This window comes from Streptomyces sp. NPDC047525, assembly GCF_040643025.1.
GTDB classification, from domain to species: Bacteria; Actinomycetota; Actinomycetes; order Streptomycetales; family Streptomycetaceae; genus Streptomyces; species Streptomyces durmitorensis.
The window spans coordinates 1,747-28,407 of sequence record NZ_JBEYTL010000020.1; the positions used below are offsets into that span (position 1 = coordinate 1,747).

A 26,661-nucleotide genomic window follows, 5' to 3' on the forward strand; every position below is an offset into this window, starting at 1 on the left:
AAACACGCGGCTTCGGGGTGTTTTTGGGCCAGGGTGTGGGCCCCGGAACCCCCACGTGGGGGTTCCGGGGCCCAACGCATGCCCCAGGCAGGTTGTTTGCCGGACAGGGTTTTCAGCGGAGCATGTGCCCGTCGAGAAGGAAAGTCCGTCGACGTCGGGACCGGTGCGGCGGAAGTCCCGCCAGCTGGTACACCGCATCATGCAGCTGCGGGTGAGCCAGGAGGGTCCAGTTCCTCCGTAGGGCCCGATAGATGTCCACCAGGGCTGTGTGGGGGTGTGTGCCGAGGAGCGTGCTGTAGACGGCTGCCACAGCCGGTGTGCGCGAGCGGCCAGCAACGCAGTGGAGGAAGACCCGCTTACCTTCTTGGCGCAGTCGGAGGATCTGGTGGGCGGTCTGGTGGAGCACGAAGTGGAGGTTAGTGTTCGCGCCTTCCTTGTCGACCAGCCAGACCGTCACGTGTTCGACATCGGTTCCGGCGAGGATCGGGTCCTGTCCGACCCGGCACAAGGACACCACGGCGTCAATCGGCGCCTCGCCCCTGAAGTTCGTCGTGGGCAGGTTGCCCAGGAGAACCCCAGGGTCCTCCGGATGCTGCACGGCGAAGGCCTTTCCCGCGTAGGAGGGAATCCTCACGCGGGCGGCCGAGGGCCAGCCGTCGGCGTCGTCGGCGCCATGGCGCGCCGTCCGTACGGAAAGGCGGACGAGGTCGGGGCCGGTCAAGTTCGGCCAGCCGTTGACGGCCTGCTGCCAGGAGAGTGGGATGCCCGAGACGCCCCAGCGGGCGCCGAGCAGAGCGCCCGCGATCGCGGCGACGGTGTCGGTGTCGTTGCCTGCACGTACGGCGGCTTCCGTGGCCAGCTGGAAGTGCTGGGCGGGGAAAGAGCCGTTCGCGGGCTCAAGCTCCGGGACGGGGGTGCGAGTGATCGCTGACCACGCAGCCTGGAGGGCGGTGACGACGTATCCGTTGCTGGCCCAGTGGTGCGGGGGGTTGACCTCGGCTTCGTCCAGCCGTGCGTTCCACACGTCCTGGCGATCGGCGGCCAGAAGCGCCACGCCCTCCCGGACCCCCCTCAAGGTTCCTTCCAGGACGGCGGTCCGGATCCCGGAGCACCACAGAATGCACGCCTCGACGCACTCCGGGTCGCTGTGTGTCAGCGAGCTGATCAGGGTGACCGCCCTGACCATGCCGTCGATGTCGTCCAGGTAGGCGAGGGCGACGATGCCGGTCCGCATGAGAGAGCCGTTGCCCGCGCTGTACTGGGTGCGGGCGGTGTAGGCATCGGCCTCCGCCGTCATGGCCTTTGATACTGACGCTTCCTTGCGGGCCTTCGCCGCACTGAGCACGGCCCGGGTCTGGGAACCGATGTCGCTCGCGCCGCCATCGCGCCACTGGTGGAAGCGGCGGGCGATCCGGTCCAAAGCAGAGCGACCTGTGAGATCAGCACCGGTGGCGGCGACCTCGGCGATGCAGACCTGCATCTGGGTGTCGTCGCTGTACTCCCCCGGCTTGTAGGGGCCCAGTCCTCCGCCGACCATGACGGGCTGCTGGCTGTCTGTCAGGCGTGGCTGGAACTCGTAGGGAACGCCGAGAGCGTCACCGCACGCGGCTCCTATGAGGACTCCGGCCGCACGATCGGCAGCGTGAATGTCCAGTGTTCGTGGAGTCGGGGGTTGAGGAGTGGCGGCCAAGGCAGTGAGCAGCGTCATCACGGAGTGTCTCCTGAGGATCAGAAATGGGCGGAATGCCGGAGAGGAATGTGGCGGGGAGTGCGGCACCAACTCGCCTAGCACTCCAACCCGCTGTCGCTATGTCAGCCTGACACAACACCTCTATATCGTCAACCAGACGCAATGTGTTGCATGTTAGATTCCTGGTGTGTAATATCATTCTCGCTGAGTTGATGGGCCGCTCACCGGCCGCCATCCCCGTCCTCCTGGGACGCCGCACTCAAGCGCCCCCTGACCGCGAACTGGAGACCAGTTAGCCATGGTTGATATGCGCAGCATCGATCTGGAGTCGCTCAACTCTGCGACCAAGTACCCCTCAATCTCCACGTTCCATGAACGTGGCCCGAAGCGGGGCACGTTCACGGAGAAGTCCATCGATGCCTTCGAAGGAAGCGTGCTGCTCACCGAGAAGGTAGACGGCACGAGCACTCGGATCATCGTGTTCCCGGACGGGGAGTACGTCATCGGCTCCCGAGAGCAACTGCTCTACGCACGCGGGGACTTGATCGTGAACCCCAAGGATGGGGTGGTCGAGACGCTCCGCCCCATCGCGGATGCGCTGCGGTCACAGGACGGAGGCAGCGCCGAGATCCTCACCCTGTACCTGGAGGTCTACGGCGGCAACATCGGCCGGAACGCGAGCCAGTACACCGGGTACAGCCAGCTGGGCTTCCGGATGTTCGACGCGGCCACCGTCCCGGCACATGTACTCATCCAGAATCCGGCGGAGGCCTCGCGCTGGCGGGAGTCCGACGGACAGCACTTCCTCTCCGAGGAGGAGGTTCAGAACATCGCCGTTCGGATGGGGATCGCCCTCACCCCCCGTCTCGGCACCATCCCGGCCACCGAGCTGCCGACCGGCATCGAGCAGATGCACAGCTTCCTAACCACCCGCATTCCGGCGACGAACGTAGCTCTGGACCCCGGCGCCGGTCGACGCCCCGAAGGCATCGTGCTGCGCACCCCGGACCGCACGGTCATCGCCAAGGCGCGGCTGGAGGACTACGAGAACACCCTCCGGCGCCGTTCCGGCCACTGATCCCCACCCGAACTATCCCAGAGGGCGCCGCCCTCCTCCCTTTCCCCACTGCTCAGAGGAGTTCCATCATGAACAAGGCCCAGCTCGTGGAATCGATCGCGCACAAGCTCGGTGGACGTAAGCAGGCCGCCGACGCAGTCGATGCAGTCCTGGACGCGATGGTCCGTGCGGTCGTCGCAGGAGACGGCGTCTCGGTCACCGGTTTCGGCTCGTTCACGAAGGTCGACCGGCCCGCCCGCTACGCCCGCAATCCCCAGACGGGCGAGCGAGTGCGGGTCAAGAAGACTTCGGTGCCGCGCTTCCGCGCAGGACAAGGCTTCAAGGATCTGGTCGCCAATCCACAGATGCTCCCCAAGAACGGCCAGATCTCCGTCAGGAAGGCTCCCAAGAGGAGCCTGACCAGCCCTCTCACGAAGGTCAAGACCGCTTCCTGACCTGACGCCCGCCCCCTTCGCCCCCTCCTTCAGTTCATTGCCGCCTTGTCGGGCGGGCGCCTCGGCGCCCGCCCGCTGCAGAGAGACGCTTCATGACCTATCTCGTGTTGGACCACGGCTGGGTGACCTCGGCCCATGCCTGCCTGGAGTCCGCCCGCGCCGCCGAAACGCAGGGCCTCGGACCCAGCGACGAAGCCGGCCCGCTCCTGGACGGGGACCCCGCCTGGTGGCTCCGGGCCGGGTCACAGGATGACGCCTCTGGCATCGGCCTCGTACGCACCGAGGCGACATCGCTTGGGATCCGCTTCGAGCTGCGCGCATGCCAGGCGCCTTCCGGAACCTGCGACCACCGCCCGTGCGCATTCTTTGCCACCTGGGCCGTCAGCAGTTCATTCCGGCTGCTCAGCGCCTTCACGGCCCTCGTACCCACCTCCGGGATCTGGGCCGGGCTACGCAGCCACGAGCCCCGCGGTGACGATCCCGCCTTCCTCTCCGAGGCCCAAGCGCTCATCGAGAAACTGAACGCGGATCTCCGACCGCCGCTCCGCGCCGTTGGCCACACGAACATCGATGCCCGGACACTGGAGGAACGGCGCCATGCAGCACACGGCCACGTTGTGAGGTTCCTCGCGCGCCAGTTCGGGCCATCAACGGACAGGCCAGCCTCCGCCAAGGTCCGCCCCCTGCTCGACGGCATAAACCTGCATCTGACACTCCAGCCGCCGTCCGCGGAGGCCGCGGCCCTCTGCGGCGTCCCCCTCCAAGACCAACAGCAAACGACCACTCGCGCCGTATCCGGCGTCTCTCAGTGCGACCAGTGCTTCGGGCGCGCACCCATCAGCCCTTCTCCCGTGCTCACGGCGGCCGAGCATGACGCCTGGACGGCATACCTCCACGCGCCGTATCCGCTGGAGCCGTGACCCACCGACCACCTCAAACGCAGCAGGACACTGTCCTGTGCCCAAGCTCTGCCAGTCGCTCCCGGATCACGCAGGGCACTGGACTTCCGCTTGCTCCGCCGTACTCAATTCGCCGCCACCCTTCTGCCGCAAGTGAGCGACCTCGTCGTCCCGAGCACCGTCGGCAGCGAGTTCACGGTGCTCCCTGATCAAAGGAACCGCTCGAGTCCACTACCTCGCGGTGCAGTACGCGGCGAACGGACTGCCGGGGGCTCGCAACCGGCGCGTCATGCTGGACGTGCGGCACGCCGCGGACTTGGTGCACGACCACTATCGGGCAACGGCCGTCCCCAAGCGAGCACGACCTCGCCGCGGCCGCCAGCCCGGAACGAGTGCTGCCGGCGCAGGTCGGCGGGTTTTGCCAGCTCTGCAAAGGCCTGCTGTGGACTCAGTTGCCCGTTGCCGGGTCTCACCAGCACTTCAGCCAACAAAGCGCCGTTTGAACTTCCCGCTGGAGTTTCGACCGGGACACTGAAGCACTGAGCTATGCCCGACACTCATGGCCGAATGCGCTGCGGAGTCACCCCACATCCAGGGTGTTGCATGAAGTGATTTCAAAGAGTATTGTCACTGCATCAACTCGCGCAGCCTTCCCAACCGCTCCCGCCCAGGCCTGAGTTCCTGTGCGGCAACCACGCCCACTGGCGGGACACGCGTCCGCCCGTTGTCCGGCACGAAGCAACGTCTCTCCTTGGAGACCACCGATGACCGACTATGCCCAGAAGTACGCCGCCGCGCTCGACAAGCACGTGCTGAACTACTTTCCCGACAAGTCATTCACCGAGAACGCCGAGGCGGCGCTCGCGGGCTGGGTGTCGACCGAGGGGCTGCCTGAGCACCATATGTGGCTCGCCGCCGTGATGTTCCGCTGCTACGACGGCGTCAATCCCCTGATGGCAGCGCTCGCCCTGGCCGACGATGCTGGGCACCTCACGTGGAACCCCGACCACATGAGCGACCGCTCCGAACGGGGCACGGCGCTGATGGACTACTGGCTCTTGGACAAGTACACCGAGAGCAGCCTGGAGGAGCGGGAAAGGCTGATCCGCAAGGCGCTGCCGCTGTACGGCGTGGACGCCGACGCGACTGACATCGAGCTGGCTCGAACCCTGTTCGACGCCACGTTGCTAGACGACGCGTTCAGGTGCTCTCTGGGTATCCAGAGCCTGTTGCAACGATGCCGCTGACCGGATGCCAGCTCGGCACCATGCTGGCGCCCCAGTGGGTGCCGAACTTCCCTCAAGGCGTTGCATATCACCATTCCGCTATGTACTTTGGATGTATCGCAGGGCTCGACATCGTCTCGCCAAACCCCTCGTGCCACATCGGTCGGTCCGAGGTGCGCCCATTGTCAGTTATGAGTCGTGGAGGACAGGACAGATGAAGCGCAACAAGCCGATAGTGAAGCGTCGCAAGTACGGCACTCAGAGCTTGCGGCGGCGGCCGTACGCGTTCGACCACCGCAGTTCCTCACACTGGGCGCTCGCTGTTCCTCAGGCGTTCGCGGGAGTGGATCAGTCCGCGTTCGACATGACGGGCGCAGTGGCGGCAGGCAACGACCCTGACAGGCCGGAGGACCCTCGCTTTGGCTCCGTGCTGCGGTGGCGCATAGATCGGGACGGGCAGACAGAGTTCGTCTACGGCCGTGAGACCTGGAGTTCACATCCTGGCACGGGCTCTTCGGACTACGGCAAACGCGTCGGGGAGTCCTTCCGATGGAGCATTCCGACACCGTCGACAGACGTCTACCACGTTTTCGTGGCTGAGCGGGAGGCGTGCGCACGTGGCACGAAGTGTCCCCTCACCAGGTACTTCTACGCGTACGCCGACCTTGAGAGGCCGTCACATCGGCCGGACCAGTGCCCCATGAGCGTCCTCAGTGACGGGCCGCCCTGGCGCCTGGTCGGCCGCACCGTGCCGGGCGGTCGCCTGATCGTCTGATCACGTCCTGTTGCGCATCTGTCACCCCAAAGACCAGGTGAGGCGCCGCCCTCGGCGCCTCACCCCCGAACCCGCGCACATGGCCTGGCCCAGGCGGTAATTCGCCGTCCCCGAGGCTGGCCGCACTGACTCCACCTCACACCCTTCGAGCTTTCCAGGACCACTTATGCATCCTCAGCTTCAGCCGGGCGACCGCATGGCCCGCTCCGACCTTCACGCACACTTCGGTGGACGTCTCCAGGGGCGTATCAGACCGAGTAAGACCGCCCCCGTCATCCTCCTGATCACCACGCCTGGTGCGCACGAAAGCCAGCACGACGGCTGGACCGGACATCACTTCCACTTCCAGGGTGAGGGCCAGGGAGAACGCGAGCAGCGCATCACGAACGGCAACCGCGTCGTTGCCGAGCAGGCCGCTTCCGGTAGGTCGCTGCTTCTGTTCGTGGCGGCTTCAGATGGCCTCGTCCGGTATCTCGGCGCCTACCGAGTGGACCCGGACATCCCGTATGTGCGGGTATCTCTGCCGATCGTCGGCGATGCGGTGCAACCTCCGCGCACCGGCTACGTCTTCCGGCTCGTGCCCGAGGCCGGGACCCCTGTCCCCCAGGGAGTTCCGGCCGCGCCGCCAATCGCCTCCTCCACGGTGATCCGTGAGCAGGACCTCGCCCTTCCGTTCCACCCCCGGCCCGGTACCGAGCGGGGCCGGAAAGCCACGTCCATCGAAGAGGAGGCCGAGCGGCTCCTCAAGGACTACTGCGATCATCTGCGCTATCTCGGTCATGAGGTCCGTCGCTACTACGTCACCCCGGCGCGCGAACTCCTTCCGTTGCCTGTGGACCTGTTCAACCGGACCACCAACGAGCTCGTTGCCTGCTCGGGGAGCACTGCGCGGACTCACATGCTCACGGCTTTCGGTGAACTGCTCGATATGCGCCGGTTCTTCGCACCTTCGCCGCAGCTCGTCATGCTCGTCCCGTCCAAGCCTCGTCATGACCTCGCGGACCTCTGCGCGGCGTACGACGTCACCCTGGTCTGGCCCGACGGCAGGGATCAGTTCCTCAGCCTGGAGCCCACCTCAACGGTGTAGCCAGAGCGAATACGTTGCATCTTCTTGTTTTGTAGCGTCTTTTGATGAATCAATTGAGGGGTAGGCCGCGCCCGGACCCTCAACTTCTCCGCTGCTCACTCCGTGATGGAGGCGCTGCGCCTCCGGGACCCTAGGGAGCCCTTCCGTGAAACCGACACGCACCCGCCCACCCGGGAATACCCTCCGGGATGTAGCCGCGTCTGACATCGACGCCGTCATGCTTCTGGTTGCCCATGCCAACCCCGATGCGCCCGGGGCGTTCGAGGGAGCCAGGCACAATCTGGAGTCTCCCCAAATGGGCCCACTCTCCCACTACAGGGCCCTGGCCGTGCTCGCAGAGGACGATGCAGGCCGTCCGGTGGGGGCCCTCATGGGAGGCGCTCCGCTCTGGCTGTTCGAGCACCCGGGCATTGACGACGACGTTGTGCTTGAGGAGCTGGTCGCCCGGATCGGCATCATCTCGGCCGTGGCGGTCGACCCTAACCATCGGGGCCAAGGCGTGGGGGCGGGACTTATCCGCCATGCCATCCGTCGGTTCACCCGCGCCGGATACGGACTGCTGACTCTCAACTACAAGGCCAAGCTGGAGAGTTACTACCAAGGTCTTGGATTCTCGACCATGAACGAACTGAACGTACACCTCAGCTCGGGGCGGATCCTGGGGCAGACATGGGGTGACACACAGGTGGCCGCCCGGGCGCTGGACCGGTACACGGATCTCGCCAGCGTTCCCGGCTTGGCGTCGCCGGTCGTCTCGGGCATCGTGCCCGGCAGCCGGGTGCCCCGCAATGCGCACTTCGACGGCGAACGATTGCGTCACTGAAGCTCACCAAGGCGGCCTGGGCTATGAACCTTTCGCTCAGGCCGCGCCACGCCGGTGCGCGGGATGCGGCCGGCGCCAGGGTCAAGGAGGAATTGATGCAGGTTGATAGCGCGCAGAGCGTCACCCGACGAGCGTGGATGCGTTGGACGCTCGCGTCCGGTCTCCCCAGCTCCCTGGTCGCGTTGGGCAGCGTGTGGCTGTACGAACCGGACAGCCAGGCCAAGGCGATCGCTGCGGCAGGGGTCGGTGTTGCGGCGCTGTTTGTCTTCGTTCTGACGATGCCGCATGCGGCCCAACGAGCGCGGCGCTCGCGCCGCGCCTCACCCGACGATCCCGCGTAGGGCGCGTCAGATCCACCGCCGGGCGGAGTCGGACCATGGATACAGGGCGGCGTGCAGGCAGGAATGGCCTGCGCACCACACGCTTCATGCGAACCCCCGTCAGCCATAGGTGGTGTGGGTTGCGTGAGGCCACCGCGGGGAGCTCATCACCGTTGTGGTAACGCCGAAACAAAGAGTGTTGCATGTTGGAGTTTCGACCTGTATTTTGAATGACGTCGGCAGTGGTCACCGCTCCCGTCGAATCCCTCTCCCCGTTCCTTCAGGAGCCTCCCCGTGCCGACTTCCTTCGCCCATGAGGTCACCGCCGCCCTGATCTCCTATCGACGAGGAAGGGGAGATGCCTGGGTGACCCTTGTTGATGTCACAAGCGACCTGATGCACCTGGCCAGTTACATGCGGACCGACATCGAGCGCTGCCTCGATGGCGACGCCAAAGCCCGGCTGGACGAACGGGCGCCGTCCGCCATGCCGAGCCTTCACCCCTCCGTCGAGCCGATCGCTAACACAGACGACGCAGCCTCCGCGGATCACTGCTTTGACTTGTATGTCCACGCCAGCGACGCAGCTGCCGTGCTCCGAGTGCACACGGCCGATGACGCCCACACCTCGTTCTCAGCCGCGCTGAACCAACTACTGGCTGCACTGGGCTCGTTCGCCGCGCAGCTGGGCTTCAACTTCACCGACGTCATGCGCTCGGCCCGTACCTCCTACCGGATCGAGCAGCACAAGGCCCGGTAGCGCACCGATCCGGCCGGTCGGCACCGGCTCCCCGGACGTGCCGACCGGCCATGCGCGGAACAGCTCCTCGCTACCAGCCCTCAACGGAAGGACATTCCTCATGAGCACGTCCCTCGCACCCGCACCGGCCCACTCGGGTCGCGGTTCGATACGCCAGCTCCTCGACCAGGGTGTGCACCCCGCCAGCCTGGCCTCGCTGCTCGACCCGGACCTCGTCAACCCGTCCGCCTTTTGCGGAGGATGCGCGCACAGCGTGCTCAAGCAGCACCGCGACAACCAGGACCGGCTCAAGTGCGGCCTTCGCCCGCGCGGCAGCCGCGGACTACGCGGTCCCGATCTGCGTGAATCCACGCCCGCGTGCGTGAAGTACGCCGAGCCCTCCGCAGTCTCGCCCGGCAGCTGATTCGTCCCAAGCCCCGGAGCGGTGGCCCGGTCGCTCCGGGGCCCCACCGCGGCCTTCCGCCCTGGACAAGCCGCCGAGGGGCCGCAGACAGGCCAGAAGCCGCCCGCGGGCCCAGGGTGCCCGCTTTGGCGCAGGTGCCTGGCCACGGCCAACACCGAGCCCTCACCGTCAGGAAGTTGCCATGTCCTCTCCCTCCATTGCCACGCAGGTAAGCCAAGCCGTCAGCCAGGCGCTTTCCCCGGCCGTCGGCAACTGCACCGATCCCGGCTGCGCCAGGCACGCGGGCACCACCCAGTGCCCTCCGCTCGCCACGATGCGCAGCTCCGGCGCCGTCTTCGGCGAAGCCGTGGCTGAGGCCTGGTACGCCGCGGGTGGCAGTCGGCTGGACATCCCCGCAGGGATCGTCGCCGCCCTGGCCTTGTGGCCCCACAAGTCGTCTGGGGCGTCAGACGCCGACGCGCTCGCCTCGTACATCGACGCCCAACCGCCCCACGTCCTGGTGCGCGGCTTCGCCGACTGCGCCGACTCCTACTGGGGCCTGCGTCCCGATTTGTGGGAAGCCGCCCGGCCGCTGTTTCGATGGACGAGGGAGGACCTCAACCCCACCGAGCTCAATGGCGTCCAGGCCGTGACACGGGCCGCGTTGCGCCATGGGGTGCTCCTGTACACGGGGGACTCCGATCCCGCGGAGCGGTCCCGGATCGACCTGATGTCGTGGATCATCACGAGCCTGCGTCACGGGTACTCCACACACAGCTTGGGCGAGCACCACACGCCGCCCGATATCAGTCACTTGCTCGCCAGCGTGCTGGACGTCGGCAGGGCCTCGCCTCGGGGGGACTGGTTCATGGACCCGGCTGCCGGCACCGGAGGGCTCTTCCGCTGCACGGCGCAGGAACTGCGCCGCGAGGGCCTCAATCCGGCAGACTTCGGCTGGGTCATGCTCGACCTCGACCCCCTGGCCGCCGCCGGTGCGGCCGTGAACGCGATCGTCTGGGGACTGGGTCCACGTGCGGTCGTCGCGTGCGGTGACGCTCTCGCCAACCCCGACCTGGACAAGGAAGCTCTCACCAGACAGCGCGGCCTCGCACGCCATCGGGACTCGGTCGTTGCGCAGATCGGCTTCGCGATCGCCACCCGCACCACCGACCAGCTCCTGTGTGCGCTCACCGCCAGCAGGTAGCAGATGCGCCTGGCCCTCCCCACGACGGCCAGGCCGAGATGAGCCCAGCGCCAACGCCCCACCTCCGCACGGAGGGCCAGGTCGCGATCCCGCTCCTGAGCACTGTCCCGCCGGTTCCTAGCCGCGGAGGCGTCTCCACCGCTGAGGGCCTGTCAACTCATCGCCCTGCCCTCGATCTGCGAATCCGACGCCGTAATGACCGCCCGTTACGCCCGTCGGGTAACGCACCGCCCGACGCGCCTGGACGCGGGCCGACCGGATCCCCGATTCCCGCACCTGCCCCGTTCGCGCCCGGCCGGACCGTCCAGCAGAGCCCCACCGGAAGGTAACTCCATGGCTGCCCCCTTGCCCCTGACCATCGTCCGGAACCCGGTGGCCTTGGCCACTCACCTCGCCGAACACCAGATGCCCGGCCAGCGATCGAAGACCGCCATCACCCTTCTGCGCCGTGAGCGTGCCCGCCGGAATGCTCCGATGTCGACACCGCCGCCACTGCGGGAACGTGCCCGCGAGCGGCTGCTGAAGCGCATCGACCAGGAGATCGAGCACCGCGGCGGCGAAACCCTGATCGAAGGCAACTTCGGCAACACCTACCTGGAGATCTCTGACCGGCGCGACCGCCTGGTGCTTGCACATGCCGAGGGATGGCGTGCGTACGGCAAGCAGTCGGCCCGCCGCTCCCGGCTGAGCTACCTGTGGGGCCCCGACGACACCGGGTCCGGGCCGTGGGCTGTGCGCGTGCCCGGCACGGTGACCACAGTCGCGGACGCCCTGGAGTGGCTGACGCCGACGGAGGTGAAGAAGGCGCGGGACAAGGGCCTTCGGGTGCGGCGACAGGGCGATGTGTACGCGGTCGAGACGACCCCGGCCCACGACGGCAAGGGTGTCTTGCCGGACTCGCACGACTGGCGACCGAAGACCCGCCACCTGGTCCACCAGCCCGAAGACGGCCGACGCCACCGGCCGCTCCGCCTGCCCTGGCCGGTGCGGTTCGTGGCGCAGACCGCCTACGAGATGGGACGCACGAACACGCGCGGCGACGCCGACTGACCGTCCTTCACTCGCAATTGCCCGGCCAGGCCTCTGGCCGGGCCGATCGGGCCCGGCGGCCATCGCGGCCGGGCCCCGTCCTCCGAGGATCATCATGAATTCCCTGTTCGGACCACCGATCGACCTCTCTGACCTGGCGAACTTCCGGCAGGTGGACATCCGCCCCACCCGCTCGGTCTTCGTCGGCCGTGTCAGCACAAAGGACAACCAGAACCCGGCCTCGTCCATCCCTCGGCAAGTAGTCCTTGCCTCCGAGCGCCTGGCAGCGGGTGAGGAGTTCGCGGCGTACTTCTGGGATGTCGAGTCCGGGATGCTCGCCCCGGAGCTCCGCGGCCTCGGCTCACAGGAGATGTACACAGCCCTGGCTGTTCCGACTCCTCGGGACGGCGGACTCCCGGACCTTGTGGAGCGGGCCGAGTTCCTGGGCGTCACTCGGGTCCTGGCCGAGAGGTCCGACCGCGTAGCACGCCACATGCTGACCAGCCTCACCGTGGAGCACCAGCTGGAGCAGCTCGGGGTGGAGGTGGTGTATGCCAACGAGCCGACAGGCGGCACCGAGTCAGGCCGGCTGCGCAGCCGCCGGTATGGCCAGGTCGAAGCGGAGGTCTACCGCACCGTCCTGATGGAGATGTCAACGGGCGGGCAGATCCAGCACGCCATCGCCGGCTGGAATCACGGCTATGCGCCCTACCCCTACGTCGCGGTCGAGGACAAGAACGCCCCGGCGCGGGACAGGGGGCGGTTCGGCGTGGTGCGGCCGAAAAGGAAGCTGGCTCCGCACCCCGACCCGCGCCGGTTCGACGCGGCCCGCGAGCTGTGCCGCCTGCGGCGGGTGGAGCACCTCAAGGCGGCGGACATCATCGCGATCCTGGCGTCGGAGCCCGAGCTCTACCCGATCGAGGGCAGATGGACGCACAACCGGGTAGAGGGCTTGATCGCCAACCCGAAGCTGACCGGGCACCAGGTCTACAACAGGAAGGCGAGCCGCACCGGACGAAAGGGACACTCCCAGTTGAACCCGGTCTCGAAGTGGGTGTGGTCGCCGGAGACCGTCCACGAGGCGGTGGTCAGCTTGCAGGAGTGGAAGCAGGCTCAGGAGGTCACCGCAGGGCTGCGCGCGGGGCCGGAAGGGGGCGGCCCGCTGCTGCGTATCCGCACTGCGGCCAGCCGGTTGGGGCTCACCGTCACCGCGGTCAGCAGCAGCCCGACGCACACGGTGTACCGGATCGGGGGGCAGCAGGTGGCCTTGCCGACGCCCATCCCGGATGCGGTTGCCCAGCAACTCATCACGGATATGGAGAGCGGAGCATGAGCGAGGTCATCGAGTGCCAGGCCGTCAGGCGGGGGCGTACTTGGGTGGTACATCTCCCCAAGTACAGGGTGTACGGGCACGGACCAACGCTGAAGAGGGTGGCTGAGAACGTCGAGCAGGGCCTGGCGCTCGTCGGCGTGACCGCTGCGGTGGAGATCCTTGCGGTGACGCCGGAGTTGGAGAGGCAGCGCGCCGCAAGGGATGCCTACACGGTGGCCCTGACCGAGACAGTCACGGCCATGGCTCTGCGGCGGACGACCCTGCGCGACATCGCCCACGCGACGGGCGAGCCGATCCGGCTCGTGAAGGCGATCATTGCCGCGAGCCGGCCCAAGGCGCCACCAGCCACGCCCTCGGCTCCTCCGTCGTCTGTGCCCGCAGAGTTCGCGGAGGAATGCCAGGCCTCCGAGCGTCCGCCAGCCTGAGTACCGTTTTACAGCCGATTTGCCGCCGCCCGCCCGCACCACGCCGCCCGGCGGGCGCCCCGCGCCGCGAGCACCGAAGTCCTTCTCCCTGAGCAGTCCCTTAGGCCCTGCCGAGGCTCCGACCCTCGATTGCGTACACGCAGTTCACTTCGTAGCAGGGCCGAGGGTCGCGCCATATCGGCGTCACGAGGAGTGTGCTGAACACCCTCCCGCGCCACCACTTTCCGTCGTGCCTGCGCCGGTTCGTTTCCGGCGAATTCCCACCACCTTGGAGTAGGTCCCCATGCCCCCACCCACTTTCGATCCCCGGCGAGCCGAAGGGCAGCTGATGGAGGCTCTTCGCGACGCCGTCAACGCGAGCATCAAGGACACAGGCGTGTGCACAGGTGATTCCGTCTCCGCACTCCTCATTGAGCGGCTCAGGGCCGGTCTCCTCCACGAAGTAGCCGCGGAGGAGACCGAGCACCAAACGACGCGGCTCGCCTTGCTCGGTGAAGTCGCCGGAACCCTCGCCCTGTTGTCGGACGATGAGGACTTCGCGGCTATGCGCCGCTACCGCACCTTCAGGTTCGCCGACCACCCGACGTACCTCCAGCAGGTCGAAGGCCTGCTCAGGACCCTCGCGTCTCAGGGCAGGCACACAACTGTCGCTCTCTTCGACCCCGAGGAGTACGAGGAGTTCTGCACGGATAGGGGCCTGGAACCGGACACCCCAGACAGTCGAACCCGCTTCACGGCCAACCTGGCATCCACTGGCACCACTGTTCTCTACGAGGGACAGCCCCTCGCCGACCTCCTCGCCGACCTCGTGGATCGGGCGGTCCGCCAAGCAACCTGGGAATACGCGACGACGCTCCTCGCCGACATCGGCGCCTGTGTAGTCTGCCGAGAGGACATCGGCAAAGCGGCCTTCCAGAGGGCATCGCACCTGGTCACGCGTGTCATCGAAACGTCCGGGCGCGGCGACCACCACCTGACGTGCAGCGTTCCGCTCGAGGACGGGACACTCGTCGCCGGTTTGCACGCCGTAGAGGTCACCGAGGGCAACACGGGAGTCGATGAGGCCGAAGCCCTGGAATTCGCCACGGTCCTCGCGGTAGGAATCGCAACCCGTAGTGCCTCGGGCCTGGTTGTGCGCACCACCGCGGGTGGACGCCCTGATCGAGTCCGCGGCTGGCGCCTGAGCGGTGAGAAGCTGCTGCCGCTCACCGCGGCAGAGGTCTTTGATGCCTACTGCACCGATGCCGTCTCGGGTCAGCTGATCGCCCCCGAAGCCGACGTCGACTGCCTCGCGGCGCCGGTCCTGCAAGACGTTGAACCTGAGGATGGCCACCGGCACTGAAGGCCCGAGCGGTGTCCCACTACTTCGGGTGGGACACCGCTCGGGCCCCGCCGGACATGCCCGGTGGTGCGAACTCGTCTGGTGACGCTCGCCAGGAGGAGCTGGGGCCTGGCCACCTGGTGGACGCCGCGCCCGCCTCCCGCATCGGTGGGCCCAGGGACTCACCGGTCGGGGGCGCCGGCCCAGCTCACCCTCCAGGCCTTCACGCACACACGCACGCCATCACCCTCGTTCCCACGCCCTCGGAGGCACTCATGCCCGTCCTCGACCGTCCACACCTCACCTCAAAGACCCCGTCGCCACTTCCCACGTTCTGGCTGGGCGTTCACCGTCCCCACTGGCTCAGCGCTCGCGATGTTCCGATGTTCGTATCGAACCGTCAGCTGGCCGGCCTCAAGAAGCTGCCGCAGGCCCGCGGTCCGTGGGCGCTCGACAGCGGCGGGTTCACCGAGATCACCAAGTACGGCGCGTGGCGCACCAGCCCGACGCAGTACGTGCAGCTGATCCGCAGGTACCGCGACGAGGTGGGCCATCTGGCCTGGGCAAGCCAGCAAGATTTCATGTGCGAGGAGCAGGCCCTCCGCATGACCGGGCTCACGATCGACCAGCACCAGGACCTCACGGTCCGGAACTTTCTGACACTGCGCGAGTTGGCTCCCGAACTCCGGATCACCCCTGTCGTGCAGGGATGGCTCCGTCCCCACTACGTCCGTTGCGTCGACAAGTTCATGGCCGCTGGGGTCGACCTGACCAAGGAACCTCTCGTCGGAGTGGGCAGCATCTGCCGACGGCCGAACACCTTCGTGGCCAGTTGGATTCTCGAGGACTTGCACGCCTTGGGCCTCAGGCTCCACGCGTTCGGCTACAAGAAGTCTGGCCTTGATGTCTCGTGGCGGCATGTGGTGTCGGCGGACAGCATGGCGTGGTCAAAGGGTGGGCGGTACGAGCGCACCTGTGGCACTCACAAGAGCGAGTCCAACTGTCTGGAGTACGCGCTACGTTGGCGGGCGGATCTCGTGGGCCACCTCGAAGAGATCCGAGAACGAGGGTGAGCGCCTCATTGAGCAGGCGGACGATGCGTCCGGAAGTCGGAGGCGGCATGCCGTCGTCTCCCAGCGCACCCCAAGGCCGTGATTCGACTGCGGTGTCCGGGTTACCCTCGCCATGTGCGTTGCACAATACTAAGTCATGATGTATTTTGATGCATGAGTCGAGGTGAGGCCTCCCCCGACGAACCCGCCCGTTGCGGCACCGCACTCAATGCCAAGAATGGGGACACTCCCTTGACCACCACGGACTCCAGTACCCGAGATCAACACATCTGGTTCCTGGCCACTCTCGGGCGCGATGCGCTGCTCCGGGCGCTGGCTCCGCACAACCTTCCTGCCGCCGCCACCCGCGATCCGCTCAGCCTGGCCGCCCGGTGCGTCATCGCCGACCCGATCGGCTTCCCTGAAGCCCACCGGGCCGCGCAGACGGTACTGCGACAGCTGACCGAGGCGAAGACCTTCTCCGTAACCGTCATCGACGACTGCGGCTCTGTGCGGTTCACCGGCGTCGTGCCCGTCATCGGCGAGCACACGGCTGGTGGTGTCACCGGTCAGTACGCCGAGCTGTTGTTGCTCGAAGAGGGCGGGCTGATGAGCAAGGCCGCGTTCCGTCTTTCGCGGATGCCGACGGACACCACCTGGATCATCGATACGGACTTCCGACGCAGCGGGCACCCCGGCGCCCAGCAGCCGTTCGGCTCGTCGCGGCTGGGCCGCAAGCGGACTGTGCTCGCCCCCTTCGCCTCCGAGCTCGACCGCCTCATCACGCAGGTGCAGGGAAGTACGCCGTGACGCTGTACGGCATCCCGCCCGCCGGGTTCCGACGCGCCATGTCGCCCGAGAGCGGGCGGGACCACGCCCACGCCATCGCAGACGTCGCCCACGCCTGGTGGGCGGCCCATCGCGAGGGCTCGGGCGACCGGGCGATCGCTCTCGGAACACTGGCCGGGCTCGCCCTGTGCGCGCCCTCCAAGCCGGACGGGCCCGACTTCGGCACGCTGCTGATCCCGCTCAGCGACGAACGCCTCGTGGACGCTCTGAGAGCGGGCTGGAACTCCTTCTGGACCTACGACCCTGATCTCACGGAAGCCGCGCGCCCGCTCCACGAGTGGCTCTCCCAGCCGAGCGAGACCGGCCCGGGGACTCTCCGACTATGCGCGCATCCTCGTGCGGGGCCTGATGGTCACCCGGATGCGTACAAACGCCGAGCGGCAGGGCACCGGAGAGTTCTTCACCCCGGCGATCGCCGCCGACCACATCGGCGAGACCATCCTCGCCACCGACCGCAGACCGGGCGGCCTGTTCCTCGGACCCGCCGCCGGAACCGGCACGATGACTCGGGCCGCCGCCGCGGCCATGCGCGCCTATGGCGTGGACCCGGCCAGCTACCGCTGGTGACTGAACGACCTCGATCCCCTCAATGTCGCCTGCTGAGCAGTCAACGCCCAACTATGGCGTCTGGGGCGGCAGGTCACCGTCTCCTGCGGCGACGCCCTGAACGAGCCCCGGTTGTTGGAGGAGTCGGTCCGGCTGCGCGCCGAGCGAGCGATCGCCGCTCAGCAGGAGCGGCCGGTGCTGTACCCCACCCGGGCCCGCCCACCGTTCTGGCCGCTCTAAGACCAACCACCCACCCAGTCCTCCCCGTGAACGGAGCCATCCCATGGCCATCAACACCTCACCGCCACCTGCCGTCTGCATAACGGTTCCCGACCCGGAGGGCCGCGGCACGGTCGTGCGGGTCGTCTACGCCCACCACGAAGACGGCGAGACCTTGGCGTTCAAGCTGGCTCACGCCTACGCCCACCGTCCGGAGAACGGCCAGGAGCTTCCGGATGAGTTCACGCTCGCAGCCCTGATGAAGCTCCTCGGCGAGCAGGGGGCGGCGTGTGCTGAGGGATGGCATGAATCGGCGAGCGAGCCGACCGAGGAGTCATGGAACCTGGTCTGGCCTTGGGCGCAGGCTCAGATCCGCCGTCTCTTCCCGAACGCCTCCTGGAACGTCGAGCCCGAGCGCCGGATCGTCATGCCCTGGGACAGCGAGACCGAGACGCCGCCGAACAGCGGCGCGTAGGAGTCTGTCCCGCTCGTCCCACCCGGGCGAGGGCCAGGCGGGACAGCATCCCTGGACTCCCCAAGTCTGCGGAGCCGACGGCAGCGCCCATTGGAACTGTCCCGAGCCCCGAGTGCCAGCCCCACGACGAATGCCCCCCTTCCCCTGACAGGTGTGGCGGACCAGCGCTTCCCGCTCGCGGTTGCGCTTCCACCACTGCCGGTCATTGTCAGACCCCTAAGAGAGGATCATCCTCATGACGACTCTTCCCGCCGCTCAGTCGCAGTCAGGCATTCCCAGCCGCACTGAGTACGAGGCCTCGCTCCAGCGGCTGCGCGAGGCCTCGCAGGCGTACTACGGCGACGGCGACAGCCTCCTGGACGACGCCTCCTACGACCAACTCCGGCTGACCGTCCTGGCCTGGGAGCAGGAGAATCCGGCCGAGGTCTCCCCGGATTCCCCAACCGGTCTCGTCGCCGACGGTGCGGCGCCTGTCGGCGACGTCGTGCACACCACCCGCCTCATGAGCCTGGACAACGTCTTCGACGCGGAAGGCCTCGTGGCTTGGGGCGCCTCGGTCCAGCGTCGGCTGGGCCGCGCGCCAGAGGGCGGGTTCACAGTTGAGCCGAAGATCGACGGCGCAGCCGTGGCCGCCCGATATCTCGACGGCCGCCTGGCGCAGGTCATCACGCGTGGCGACGGCAGCCAGGGCGAGGACATTAGCCACATCATCGGCCAGATCGACGGTCTGCCCGAGCAGCTGGAGGCAACGGTCAGCGTCGAGGTCCGCGGGGAAGTCGCTTTTACTCAGGAGCAGTTTGAGACCGCAAATGCGGTCCGCATTGCCCACGGCGCACAGGTCTTCGCCAACCCCCGCAACGGCACAGCCGGCACGCTGAGGGCGAAGGACCGGCCGTACCGGCTTCAGATGACGTTCTGGGGCTACGGCGCAGTCGAGTTGGACGGCACACAGTTCCTGCCCGACGGGGCTACCCACTCCGAGACCCTCGCCGCCGTGGCCGCGGCCGGTGTGCAAACGACCGCGGACTCCCCGGCTGGCCTGCACGTCGTTGCCGACCTCGCTGCGGCGCAGCAGCAGGTCGATGGGATCGCCGCCATGCGTCCGCAGCTGCCTGTCGGGATCGACGGTGTGGTGATCAAGTTGAACGACGCAGCCGAGCAGGCGGCGGCTGGGTTCGGCTCCCGTTTTCCGCATTGGGCCATCGCGGTCAAGTTGGCTGCGGTTGAGCGCCAGACGGTGCTGGAGGACGTCGTGTGGGAAGTCGGCCGCACCGGGGTCCTTGCACCGACCGCGATCCTCGCTCCGGTTGAGATCGACGGCTCCCTGGTCACGCGGGCGACGCTCCATAATCCCGCCGATATTCGCCGCCGCGATCTCCACCTTTCCGATGTCGTGACGGTATACAAGGCTGGCGACATCATCCCACGCGTGCAGGGAGCCGTAGTCGCGCTCCGTCCGGCCGACGCGCAGGAGGTGCCGCTGCCCGAGGCTTGTCCCAACTGCGGTGGAGAGATCAACAAGGCGCAGGAGCGGTGGCGGTGCGCACAGGGCACCGCGTGCGCGCTCCCGGCTCTGATCGGGTACGCCGCCGGGCGCGAGATGCTCGACATTGACGGCCTCGGCAAGACGTACGTGGCGGCCCTGGTCGCGTCCGGCGTCGTCACCGACGTGGCCGACCTGTTCAGCCTCACCACTGAGCAGCTCACCACGGCGTCCGGCAGTGCCAAGCGCGCCACCAAGCTCGCCGAGCAGATCGAGGCGGCGAAGGGCCGCCCGCTGAATCGCGTCTTCTGCGCCCTGGGCGTGCTCGGTACTGGGCGGAGCATGTCCCGCCGCATCGCCGGGCACTTCGGGCGAATGGAGGCCATCCGCCAGGCCGACGCCGCCGCGATGCAGGAGGTCGAGGGCATCGGCCCGGAGAAGGCCCCGGTCATCGTCGAGCAGGTTGCCGCTCTGGCCCCGGTCATCGACAAGCTGATCGCTGCGGGCGTCAACATGAGCGAGCCCCAGGAGCCGTCGTCGGCTCAGGGCGCAAGGGCACTGGATTCCAAGGTCGTGGTGGTCACCGGCAAGATGACAGGGCCACTGGAAAGCCTCAGTCGGACAGAGATGAACGCCCTGATCAGGAAGGCCGGCGGGCGCGCGGGCAGCAGCGTCAACTCCAAGACGTCCTTCCTCGTCGCAGCGGCATCCGCGGACGGCAGGCCGAGCACGAAGGCGGTCAAGGCCGCCGACCTCGGCGTCGAGGTCCTCACGCCGGAGGCTTTTGCGGAGCTGGTTGCCGACTACCTGGCCTGATCGGGACACAGGGGACATCAGGCGGGGGACGCACGGCACGTGCGTCCCCCGCCGCCGTGTGCTGGACCTGGTGGAGAGCGTGAGGAGGCTCCTGTAGCCACCGTGGCGGGGGCTGGCGTGCGCGACTTGCCCCATCGGCAACGGGGAAGTGCCCGTTCACGGCGCAGCGTTGCCCCCAGCACGCCACCGGACCGCGGCGCGTAAGCGCCCGCACCAACGGCCGGGACGAGCAGCCGATTTGCATGGGGGCTGCCTGTGGCGGGGTTCGTCCGGCACTTCGTCGGGAGGGGCCCTGGCCTGCGTGCTGACGTTGCGTAGCGCGCTGCCGAAGCCTCGTTCCGTCTCATCTAGTCCTTCAGCATCCGCACTCTGACGGCAGGGCAAACCGCTCTGACCTGGCTCAACTCCAAGTGCACGTCCCCTTGCTGAAGGTCCGGACGAGATGCTGAAACACCGAGCCACGCCCGAATGCCTGCCCCAGCGCCGGACCGAGGCTGGAACACAACCAGTGCATTGCAAGACACATTTTTAGAATGTATTATCAATCTGTAGTCGAGTGCAGTGCTTCCCTGACTCGCCTTCCCCCTTCCCATCACCCCAGGTGAGGCTGCCTTGTTCTCGCATCTTCCCGATGTGTCTGAGTCCGAGCTCTTGGCAAGCGCGTCGGCGGCCGCGAAGCGGCGCATTGTCCCTGCCAACGAGTTCAAGTCCCTTACCGACCTTCAGTTCCGCCTCTACCAGGAGTTGCACGCCACTGCGGCGGACGTGATCCGGCCTCCGGGTCGGGCAGGTGCGCACGCGGCAGCAGCCACGCGGCATACCCGGGCAATTGACAAGGTCTTCGAACACGGTGAGGAGCTCACCCTGTTCCGCCTGATCCACGCACACCTGGCGACCGCAGCACTGGATGACGAGAATGCAGCCAGCGAACTGCTGGCCCTGTCCGGCGTGCAAATCGGACCCGGTGGCTCGTTCCTCAAGCGCATGCTGCGGTTCGCAGCTTCGGACATGCTGCTGGGCACGGTCCAGATGCTCATCGTCGACTTCTTGCAGTCCGCAGACCGGGAGACGGTACGCGCGGCCCTGGCACAGATGGTCGGCATCGAATGGGCGATCGATCCGAGGGATACCCATCAGGACCTGACCCGTAACGGCTCAGCCGTGGCCACTGACGTCGATGCGGAAGTGCTCCGGTTTCGGGAGTTGCTCGCCCTGGACGAGGCGAACGGGACACCGTCGGGACCATGTTTGACCGAGTCCAGCAGTAGGCCGTGGGGGACTCCGGACTGGCATCAGATCCGGAACTGGCGGCGCCGGTACGTAGCGGCGCATACCCGGAGCATTGACTGGGCCCTGAACAAGGCCGTGGTCTACCGAAGGCCGAGCGAGCCTCTGGCTCCCTACGGGCACCCGCACGGCCTCGAAGCGGGGGTCGTGACGCAGCTTCGCCAGGAGGCGGAACGTGCGGAGTCCGCGCGCCTGATCCAGATCACCGAATCCGTGGCCCAGATGGCGCTGCGCCGCGTGCAGCGCCGTGCCGAAAAGCGCACGACCCCGTTTGACCCCAGCCACATGCCTTCGACGCGCGGAATGCTGTTCCTCGACTCCCCCTTTGAACTGCCCGGCGGCCGACGCATCGTCGGCTACGTGTGGGGCCCGTGGTCTCCCGGTGAAGCGCAGGGCTGGTCACATGTGCGTGACGACGGGGAACTGGAGCCGCTGGAGATCCCATCGGGAGGCACCTCGTGGACGTGGGTGACACCCCTGACATGCGACGAGTCGCTCCTCACTCTGCCCTTCGCGCCCTACGGCACGCTGCTGCTCCGGCTCGGTGACACCCTGGAGCCGGAGGCACGGCTCCGTGATCCGGAGAATCCCGCGCAGTTCGGGCAAGGACTGCGACGCCAGGGGCGTCGAGAGTCCTTGATCCGGCATGTCCGCAGCCTGTGGGAGTTGCTGACGCAGCATCAGCGGACGTCGGTAAGCGTCCTGTCCAGCCAGATCCATCAGGCCAAGCCTCGTGAACAGCGCTCCGACCGACGCCGTGGCATCACTGACTCCGGCCAGGTGACTACCTTCTGGGTCGACCCGGACGCGGGTGCGCAGTACCAGGCGCGGCGGCGCGGCGAGAAGGGGGCCGGGCGCAAACTGACCGTCCGGTTCTGGAGGGGCGAGCACGAGCGCGACCAGTGCCCGAACTCGCATGAGCACGCATCCCGTGAGGCGGCGAAGGCCCAGAGCTGCCCGCACTACGAGATCACCATTCCTGAGCACGTCGTAGGACCTGCCGGAGCGCCCTGGTCCGACCGTATGCAGCGCGCCCAGACCCGACGGGCTCCCCAGTCTCGCAGCGACGCGAGCACGTAGCCCTCCGTCCCCCAGTCCGGCCGGGCGGCCCCGTCTGCCCGGCCCAACACCCCGATCCCCGCTGGTTTCGGGGCCTTCATCAATTCGCCGCATAGGAGAAGAGCCATTGTCCGATCGCCCATCCCGTACACCCGCGCAGCACCGCTGCCAGCCTTTGCACACCGTCTACGGTCTGGTGGCGTTGCCCGCCGGTGCGGGGGTTCTCGTCCAACAGCCAGTGATGTCCCTGTTTGCCGTCCCGCTTGCCGTCATCGCAGCCCAGGTGCCCCGTCTCGTCAGGGCTCGGTCCAATCCAGGCTCCGGGGCGCAACGTGCGGTGACGCCCATTCCTAGGACCAGGGCCAGGACCATGGCTCGGCCCGCCTGGGAAGTTATGGCTGGCGTGCTGGACGCGCTGGCAGTGGCGTGTGCGTTCACTGTCTGCGCGATCTTGCTGCGCAGTGACGGCGCCGCTCTCGTCCTACGCGGGGCGGCATCCGACTACCTGGTGCTGACCGGCAGCCTGCTTTTCGTCGCCGCGCACGCCTACGCCCATCGCAAGGCCGCCCGCCCCGCAGGGCCGGCGTCCGACGCGTAGCCGCTCCCCATGCCCTGTGCGGGACGCCGTGCTCCAAGCGGTACGGGTCCGGCCCAGCCGGTGGGGCTGCTCATGCAGGGCACGCCTGGAGTTGAGCGTGGCGAACCGCACCAGCGACCCGGTGTACGGCCTCACCACGCTGCGCTTCCTTCCTGACCGGACAGGGTCCTCGGCCTGGCCACCACCGTCCGCCCGGTGTACGGCTACCACGACGCCGCCATCGCCCCACACCGCGCTGCCACTCAGACCGTCGCCTGCCGAATTTCCCTTGGCAGGATTTTCGGGGACATGTCGCGCGGCAGCCCTTTCCGACACCTGTAGCAGTCGACGGTGCCTCCTTCGACAGGAACAGGAACTCACCATGCCCCATCGCCTCCTCGCCGTGTCGCCGCGCGGCGACGCACATCGCTGCTACGCGGCCGAACAGGTCGAGGGGGAGTCTCACCATTCCGGCGGGTACGAAGAGGCCGATTCGGCGTTACAAGGATGCACTTCGTTTCGATGACTGAAACAAGGCCGCCTCTGTGGGCAAACGCCTTGCGCCTGCCCGACCTTCCGCTGTTTGATATTCATACCTTGCACGCCGAACCCAGGCGGGTGTGTGCGCGCAGTGCACCGAACCGGTCGCCTCCGGCCATCTTATGTTCGGTCGGGGGTGCCGTCCGCCCGGCGCAGCGGGCGGCACCTCCAACTCTTCTTCTGTTCTCGCTCGGACATCGTGAGCGTCACAGCGGTAGGCAACACGCTCGCGCTATGAACGGCTACCGACCCAGCACAAGCGGGCGGCGTGAGCGTAGAAGCCGGGCCCTGAGGCGAACAGCAGACCGCCCGATCCCACTGGGGGCGGCGCAGCACACATACGTTGGAGCACATTCAGGATTCCCGAGCCCCCCGCGTTGCCGTCCTCGGCTAGGCTCACTCGTGCAGGGTTCAAAATGCTGTCGGCGAAGCCGCCGGAGGCAGCAAGTGCGTCCAGTTGTTTGGTGCTTCCAGGGTGGATGAGGCCAAAATCCGCCTGCTTCCAGGAGCGGCAGAGATGTGAGACGGATGCATTGATGGCTTGAGCGGCCCGCGGGCTCCCATCGAATGTATGCGCAGTCTCAGGGCGGTAGGGAAAAGGCGGCAAGAGGTCTGGGTCCAACCCGGCCCACTGCCACGTGTCCTCAATGTAGACCGTGGGGTGCGTATGCGGGTCAGGGCTGACGAGCGTGGCTGCGGCACTGTCGCTGCACAGCAGTTTGGCCAACAGCCAGTTCTTGAAGTCTGCGCCACGACCACGGGGCAGCGCAGAGCTGGGGGCTTCAGCGCCGACCACCAATACCCGTCTGCCCAATCGGGCATCTTCCGTGGCTACGCTCAGGGCTTGTGCACCACCTGCGGACCCCAGGTCGGCCAGCGCCGTCAGAGGCAGGCTACGTGGCAAGGCGAGCGCCTGCGTGAGGTGCTCCGCGAGCCCCCGAACGACCCGGGAGTCGGTCGAGTACATGATCAGACCGTCTAGGTCAGCGATGGAGAGGCCCTCGACCTCGAGCGCTTGCTGGACCGCACGCTGGCCCAATTGCTGCACGTCCGCGATGGTCCGCTCCGGCGAGGCTTGGCAGCTCTGCATCACGCTGGCGAGTGGACGGGTGAAGTATCGCCGCTGAACGCCGAGGGCGAGCGCGAGCTGCCGGACATCGGGGTCGAGGAGGTGCCTGGTATCAAGCTCCTCAACTGCGGCGGCCAGTTCGCTGGTGGGCACCTCGTGGGCGGCCAGCACGATGCTTGGACTGTTCACGTACGCCATATCGTCACGCACAGTACCCCGCAGCCGTTAGCTGATGTGCTGGCCCTAGTGCGAGGGGTTCGACGTCTCTGCGCAGAGCGTTCAGGTATAGCGATCCGCTGGACGGCGACGCGGCCAGTCCGCAGGCCGAACAGTCGGCGCCAGTTCTCACCCCGCGGCTGCACGCGCCTTGAGCCGTCGGCATCCAGCGGTCGGTTCCGAAACAGCGTTACGCCCAAACTCCATTGCTCTTCCGGAATCGCACTGTGACAAACCGAGCACCTGGCGCTGTCTCTGGCTGGGCCATGAACAACCGCACGTGGCCGACACCATGGATGGCGTGACGCATTGGGCGGATGCCTACTCCCGGCATGCTTACGCACGCAGAGGATGGGTCCTCGTAGATTCGGCGCACGTCCTTGTCATCGAGAAAGCGTTCATGCAGCCTGTTGAGCTCCGCGTCATCGGCGAAGGCAAGACGATTGGATCTGAACTGGGTCAGAGCGAAAGGCGCCCACTCTCTTTCCCAGTCGATGAGCATGGTGTCCCTAACCGACTCGTCGAGGATCATCCACTCCATGAGGTTCTCTGGCGGCTCTCCGCCGGGGAACGCCGAGGCGAACGCTGGACTGAACATCCGCACACCCCAGCGGCGGTCGGTCAGGTAGGCCATACCGTCCTGACTCTCAACGACCTCCTGCCACGACGGTTGGGGTAGAAGCGGGACATCGTCGGCCAAGGACCGCGCCGGCGCACGGTTGTAGAGCTGGTTGTGCACCTCTACATAGTCGGCTTCGCTCATCTGCAAGACCCGCGCCAGCTTAAGCAGATGCTCGGGTGAAGGAGTGAGTCGCCCCTCCTCAATTTCGGCATGTGTACCTAGCACCTGCCCCATCGCGGAGTCAATGTGATGGGCTTCCACCAGAGGGCGATTGTGATCCTGCCGAGCATGCCGCCACCCGAGTTGCTCCAGTGTGAGAGCCTGGCGCTGATCCTGGAGTATGCAACAAACTGTCCGCACTACGCCTCCGCCTTCGTTGACCCTTGTGGATTGCCATTTGGCATCGGGTCCATGGTGCCGTTGAACTGCTTGCGTGTCCTGTGAAGGTGACTACTTCCCGCCAACGCGCATCGTGGGCTGAACCGTGTGGCGGCCTCCGAGCAGGGGCGGATGATCGTTTCGCCGAGGCCGCGAACGGATCCAGGTACGAGGGAAGCGCCCCGATATCTGGTCACGCCATGTTCTCCCGGCCTGCCCGTCGGCGTCCGCGAGCATGCGGTGCGCATGATCCTGGCCCATGTCTCGATACGGACCAGGTCTGCGTCAGCTGGGCCGAGGATGACCGGAAGATGGTGACGCTGCCGCCGGATTCCGGGGCGGGTTCACAGGCCTCCGCTCCTGTGGGGGACTGCATCAGACGCGGCCACCGACGGCCGGTACACGGTCAAGGTCGCTGCCCCGCACCGTCGAATTCACTACGGCCGCGACTTCCCCCAGCCGCCCGCTTCTGGCTGGCCTGCCGTCTCTGGCACGCGTGCCGTCCTCGCCCGTCACTTTGTGGGGTCCGGCGGGCTGGTCTTCGCAGGAATTCCGGAGGGCGTGTCACACCGTCGCTCTCTCCGACACCTGTAGCAGGTGACGGTGCCACCTTCGACCAGAACAGGACGCTGCTATGCCTCATCGCCTTCTCACCGACGTCCCCCTCCGTGCGGCGTCGCCGTCTTGG

24 protein-coding genes and 1 pseudogene are annotated in these 26,661 nt (G+C 67.1%); 22 read left to right on the plus strand and 3 right to left on the minus strand.

Annotated features, from left to right (window positions below):
• Window positions 1-112: 112 nt before the first annotated feature.
• Entirely contained in the window at window positions 113-1,708 is a 1,596-nt protein-coding gene (locus ABZ833_RS38270; RefSeq protein ID WP_361057175.1) for an ADP-ribosylglycohydrolase family protein, read from the minus strand.
• A gap of 289 nt (window positions 1,709-1,997) precedes the next feature.
• Here ABZ833_RS38270 and ABZ833_RS38275 point away from each other — a divergent pair, with 289 nt between their 5' ends.
• The 22 genes and pseudogenes from ABZ833_RS38275 to ABZ833_RS38380 all read left to right on the plus strand — a co-directional run bounded on the left by ABZ833_RS38275 (window position 1,998) and on the right by ABZ833_RS38380 (window position 23,169).
• Window positions 1,998-2,768, plus strand: coding sequence for an RNA ligase family protein (locus tag ABZ833_RS38275; protein ID WP_361057177.1), 771 nt, complete (start codon window positions 1,998-2,000; stop codon window positions 2,766-2,768).
• Window positions 2,769-2,836: 68 nt separating this feature from the next.
• A pseudogene (locus ABZ833_RS38280) lies at window positions 2,837-3,175 on the plus strand (HU family DNA-binding protein); the annotation flags it as partial.
• Window positions 3,176-3,294: 119 nt separating this feature from the next.
• A complete protein-coding gene (locus ABZ833_RS38285; RefSeq protein ID WP_361057180.1) occupies window positions 3,295-4,122 on the plus strand; it encodes a hypothetical protein in 828 nt (275 codons plus the stop codon).
• A 743-nt stretch (window positions 4,123-4,865) separates the two neighbouring features.
• Window positions 4,866-5,348, plus strand: a complete 483-nt coding sequence (locus ABZ833_RS38290) for a hypothetical protein (protein WP_361057183.1) — start codon at window positions 4,866-4,868, stop codon at window positions 5,346-5,348.
• A 193-nt stretch (window positions 5,349-5,541) separates the two neighbouring features.
• Entirely contained in the window at window positions 5,542-6,102 is a 561-nt protein-coding gene (locus tag ABZ833_RS38295) for a hypothetical protein (protein ID WP_361057186.1), read from the plus strand.
• Window positions 6,103-6,268: 166 nt separating this feature from the next.
• Entirely contained in the window at window positions 6,269-7,189 is a 921-nt protein-coding gene (locus ABZ833_RS38300) for a hypothetical protein (protein WP_361057189.1), read from the plus strand.
• Window positions 7,190-7,406: 217 nt separating this feature from the next.
• A complete protein-coding gene (locus tag ABZ833_RS38305) occupies window positions 7,407-8,012 on the plus strand; it encodes a GNAT family N-acetyltransferase (RefSeq protein WP_361057192.1) in 606 nt (201 codons plus the stop codon).
• Between the two features lie 23 nt (window positions 8,013-8,035).
• Window positions 8,036-8,353 (plus strand): hypothetical protein, encoded by a 318-nt coding sequence (locus tag ABZ833_RS38310; RefSeq protein WP_361057195.1) that lies wholly within the window; start codon window positions 8,036-8,038, stop codon window positions 8,351-8,353.
• 273 nt (window positions 8,354-8,626) lie between these two features.
• Window positions 8,627-9,091: a hypothetical protein gene (locus ABZ833_RS38315; RefSeq protein ID WP_361057198.1), complete on the plus strand. Its 465-nt coding sequence runs from the start codon at window positions 8,627-8,629 to the stop codon at window positions 9,089-9,091.
• Between the two features lie 100 nt (window positions 9,092-9,191).
• Complete coding sequence (locus ABZ833_RS38320) at window positions 9,192-9,494, plus strand: hypothetical protein (protein ID WP_361057200.1); 303 nt, start codon at window positions 9,192-9,194, stop codon at window positions 9,492-9,494.
• A 181-nt stretch (window positions 9,495-9,675) separates the two neighbouring features.
• Window positions 9,676-10,677, plus strand: a complete 1,002-nt coding sequence (locus tag ABZ833_RS38325; protein WP_361057203.1) for an N-6 DNA methylase — start codon at window positions 9,676-9,678, stop codon at window positions 10,675-10,677.
• Window positions 10,678-11,010: 333 nt separating this feature from the next.
• The gene (locus tag ABZ833_RS38330; RefSeq protein ID WP_361057206.1) at window positions 11,011-11,727 is read left to right on the plus strand and encodes a hypothetical protein; all 717 of its coding nucleotides are present in this window, start codon (window positions 11,011-11,013) and stop codon (window positions 11,725-11,727) included.
• Window positions 11,728-11,821: 94 nt separating this feature from the next.
• Window positions 11,822-13,039 (plus strand): recombinase family protein, encoded by a 1,218-nt coding sequence (locus tag ABZ833_RS38335; RefSeq protein ID WP_361057209.1) that lies wholly within the window; start codon window positions 11,822-11,824, stop codon window positions 13,037-13,039.
• A 98-nt stretch (window positions 13,040-13,137) separates the two neighbouring features.
• Window positions 13,138-13,464, plus strand: coding sequence for a hypothetical protein (locus tag ABZ833_RS38340; RefSeq protein WP_361057212.1), 327 nt, complete (start codon window positions 13,138-13,140; stop codon window positions 13,462-13,464).
• 328 nt (window positions 13,465-13,792) lie between these two features.
• A complete protein-coding gene (locus ABZ833_RS38345; protein WP_361057215.1) occupies window positions 13,793-14,806 on the plus strand; it encodes a hypothetical protein in 1,014 nt (337 codons plus the stop codon).
• Between the two features lie 362 nt (window positions 14,807-15,168).
• Window positions 15,169-15,858 carry a hypothetical protein gene (locus tag ABZ833_RS38350; RefSeq protein WP_361057218.1) on the plus strand — a complete coding sequence of 230 codons (690 nt, stop codon included), beginning with the start codon at window positions 15,169-15,171 and terminating at the stop codon, window positions 15,856-15,858.
• Between the two features lie 231 nt (window positions 15,859-16,089).
• On the plus strand, window positions 16,090-16,647 hold the full coding sequence (locus tag ABZ833_RS38355; RefSeq protein ID WP_361057221.1) for a hypothetical protein: 558 nt from the start codon (window positions 16,090-16,092) through the stop codon (window positions 16,645-16,647).
• Between the two features lie 399 nt (window positions 16,648-17,046).
• A complete protein-coding gene (locus ABZ833_RS38360; protein ID WP_361057224.1) occupies window positions 17,047-17,253 on the plus strand; it encodes a hypothetical protein in 207 nt (68 codons plus the stop codon).
• A gap of 262 nt (window positions 17,254-17,515) precedes the next feature.
• On the plus strand, window positions 17,516-17,926 hold the full coding sequence (locus ABZ833_RS38365; RefSeq protein ID WP_361057227.1) for a hypothetical protein: 411 nt from the start codon (window positions 17,516-17,518) through the stop codon (window positions 17,924-17,926).
• 235 nt (window positions 17,927-18,161) lie between these two features.
• Window positions 18,162-20,225, plus strand: a complete 2,064-nt coding sequence (ligA, locus tag ABZ833_RS38370; RefSeq protein WP_361057230.1) for an NAD-dependent DNA ligase LigA — start codon at window positions 18,162-18,164, stop codon at window positions 20,223-20,225.
• 633 nt (window positions 20,226-20,858) lie between these two features.
• The gene (locus tag ABZ833_RS38375; protein ID WP_361057232.1) at window positions 20,859-22,592 is read left to right on the plus strand and encodes a hypothetical protein; all 1,734 of its coding nucleotides are present in this window, start codon (window positions 20,859-20,861) and stop codon (window positions 22,590-22,592) included.
• A 430-nt stretch (window positions 22,593-23,022) separates the two neighbouring features.
• A complete protein-coding gene (locus tag ABZ833_RS38380; RefSeq protein ID WP_361057235.1) occupies window positions 23,023-23,169 on the plus strand; it encodes a hypothetical protein in 147 nt (48 codons plus the stop codon).
• Between the two features lie 751 nt (window positions 23,170-23,920).
• On the opposite strand, the gene ABZ833_RS38385 is transcribed toward ABZ833_RS38380, so the two are convergent.
• Complete coding sequence (locus ABZ833_RS38385) at window positions 23,921-24,955, minus strand: hypothetical protein (RefSeq protein ID WP_361057238.1); 1,035 nt, start codon at window positions 24,953-24,955, stop codon at window positions 23,921-23,923.
• A 208-nt stretch (window positions 24,956-25,163) separates the two neighbouring features.
• Window positions 25,164-25,736, minus strand: a complete 573-nt coding sequence (locus ABZ833_RS38390) for a hypothetical protein (RefSeq protein ID WP_361057241.1) — start codon at window positions 25,734-25,736, stop codon at window positions 25,164-25,166.
• Window positions 25,737-26,661: the final 925 nt, after the last annotated feature.

Excerpts from the sequence above, each read along its gene's own strand:
- ABZ833_RS38345 (WP_361057215.1), top strand. The coding sequence starts at position 13,793 with ATGGAGGCTCTTCGCGACGCCGTCAACGCGAGCATCAAGGACACAGGC.
- ABZ833_RS38270 (WP_361057175.1), bottom strand. The coding sequence starts at position 1,708 with ATGACGCTGCTCACTGCCTTGGCCGCCACTCCTCAACCCCCGACTCCA.
- ABZ833_RS38390 (WP_361057241.1), bottom strand. The coding sequence starts at position 25,736 with ATGAGCGAAGCCGACTATGTAGAGGTGCACAACCAGCTCTACAACCGT.
- ligA (WP_361057230.1), top strand. The coding sequence starts at position 18,162 with ATGACGACTCTTCCCGCCGCTCAGTCGCAGTCAGGCATTCCCAGCCGC.
- ABZ833_RS38335 (WP_361057209.1), top strand. The coding sequence starts at position 11,822 with ATGAATTCCCTGTTCGGACCACCGATCGACCTCTCTGACCTGGCGAAC.
- ABZ833_RS38290 (WP_361057183.1), top strand. The coding sequence starts at position 4,866 with ATGACCGACTATGCCCAGAAGTACGCCGCCGCGCTCGACAAGCACGTG.
- ABZ833_RS38305 (WP_361057192.1), top strand. The coding sequence starts at position 7,407 with ATGCTTCTGGTTGCCCATGCCAACCCCGATGCGCCCGGGGCGTTCGAG.
- ABZ833_RS38365 (WP_361057227.1), top strand. The coding sequence starts at position 17,516 with ATGGCCATCAACACCTCACCGCCACCTGCCGTCTGCATAACGGTTCCC.
- ABZ833_RS38275 (WP_361057177.1), top strand. The coding sequence starts at position 1,998 with ATGCGCAGCATCGATCTGGAGTCGCTCAACTCTGCGACCAAGTACCCC.
- ABZ833_RS38295 (WP_361057186.1), top strand. The coding sequence starts at position 5,542 with ATGAAGCGCAACAAGCCGATAGTGAAGCGTCGCAAGTACGGCACTCAG.
- ABZ833_RS38320 (WP_361057200.1), top strand. The coding sequence starts at position 9,192 with ATGAGCACGTCCCTCGCACCCGCACCGGCCCACTCGGGTCGCGGTTCG.
- ABZ833_RS38350 (WP_361057218.1), top strand. The coding sequence starts at position 15,169 with ATGTTCGTATCGAACCGTCAGCTGGCCGGCCTCAAGAAGCTGCCGCAG.
- ABZ833_RS38300 (WP_361057189.1), top strand. The coding sequence starts at position 6,269 with ATGCATCCTCAGCTTCAGCCGGGCGACCGCATGGCCCGCTCCGACCTT.
- ABZ833_RS38360 (WP_361057224.1), top strand. The coding sequence starts at position 17,047 with ATGCGTACAAACGCCGAGCGGCAGGGCACCGGAGAGTTCTTCACCCCG.
- ABZ833_RS38385 (WP_361057238.1), bottom strand. The coding sequence starts at position 24,955 with ATGGCGTACGTGAACAGTCCAAGCATCGTGCTGGCCGCCCACGAGGTG.
- ABZ833_RS38310 (WP_361057195.1), top strand. The coding sequence starts at position 8,036 with ATGAACCTTTCGCTCAGGCCGCGCCACGCCGGTGCGCGGGATGCGGCC.
- ABZ833_RS38285 (WP_361057180.1), top strand. The coding sequence starts at position 3,295 with ATGACCTATCTCGTGTTGGACCACGGCTGGGTGACCTCGGCCCATGCC.
- ABZ833_RS38325 (WP_361057203.1), top strand. The coding sequence starts at position 9,676 with ATGTCCTCTCCCTCCATTGCCACGCAGGTAAGCCAAGCCGTCAGCCAG.
- ABZ833_RS38330 (WP_361057206.1), top strand. The coding sequence starts at position 11,011 with ATGGCTGCCCCCTTGCCCCTGACCATCGTCCGGAACCCGGTGGCCTTG.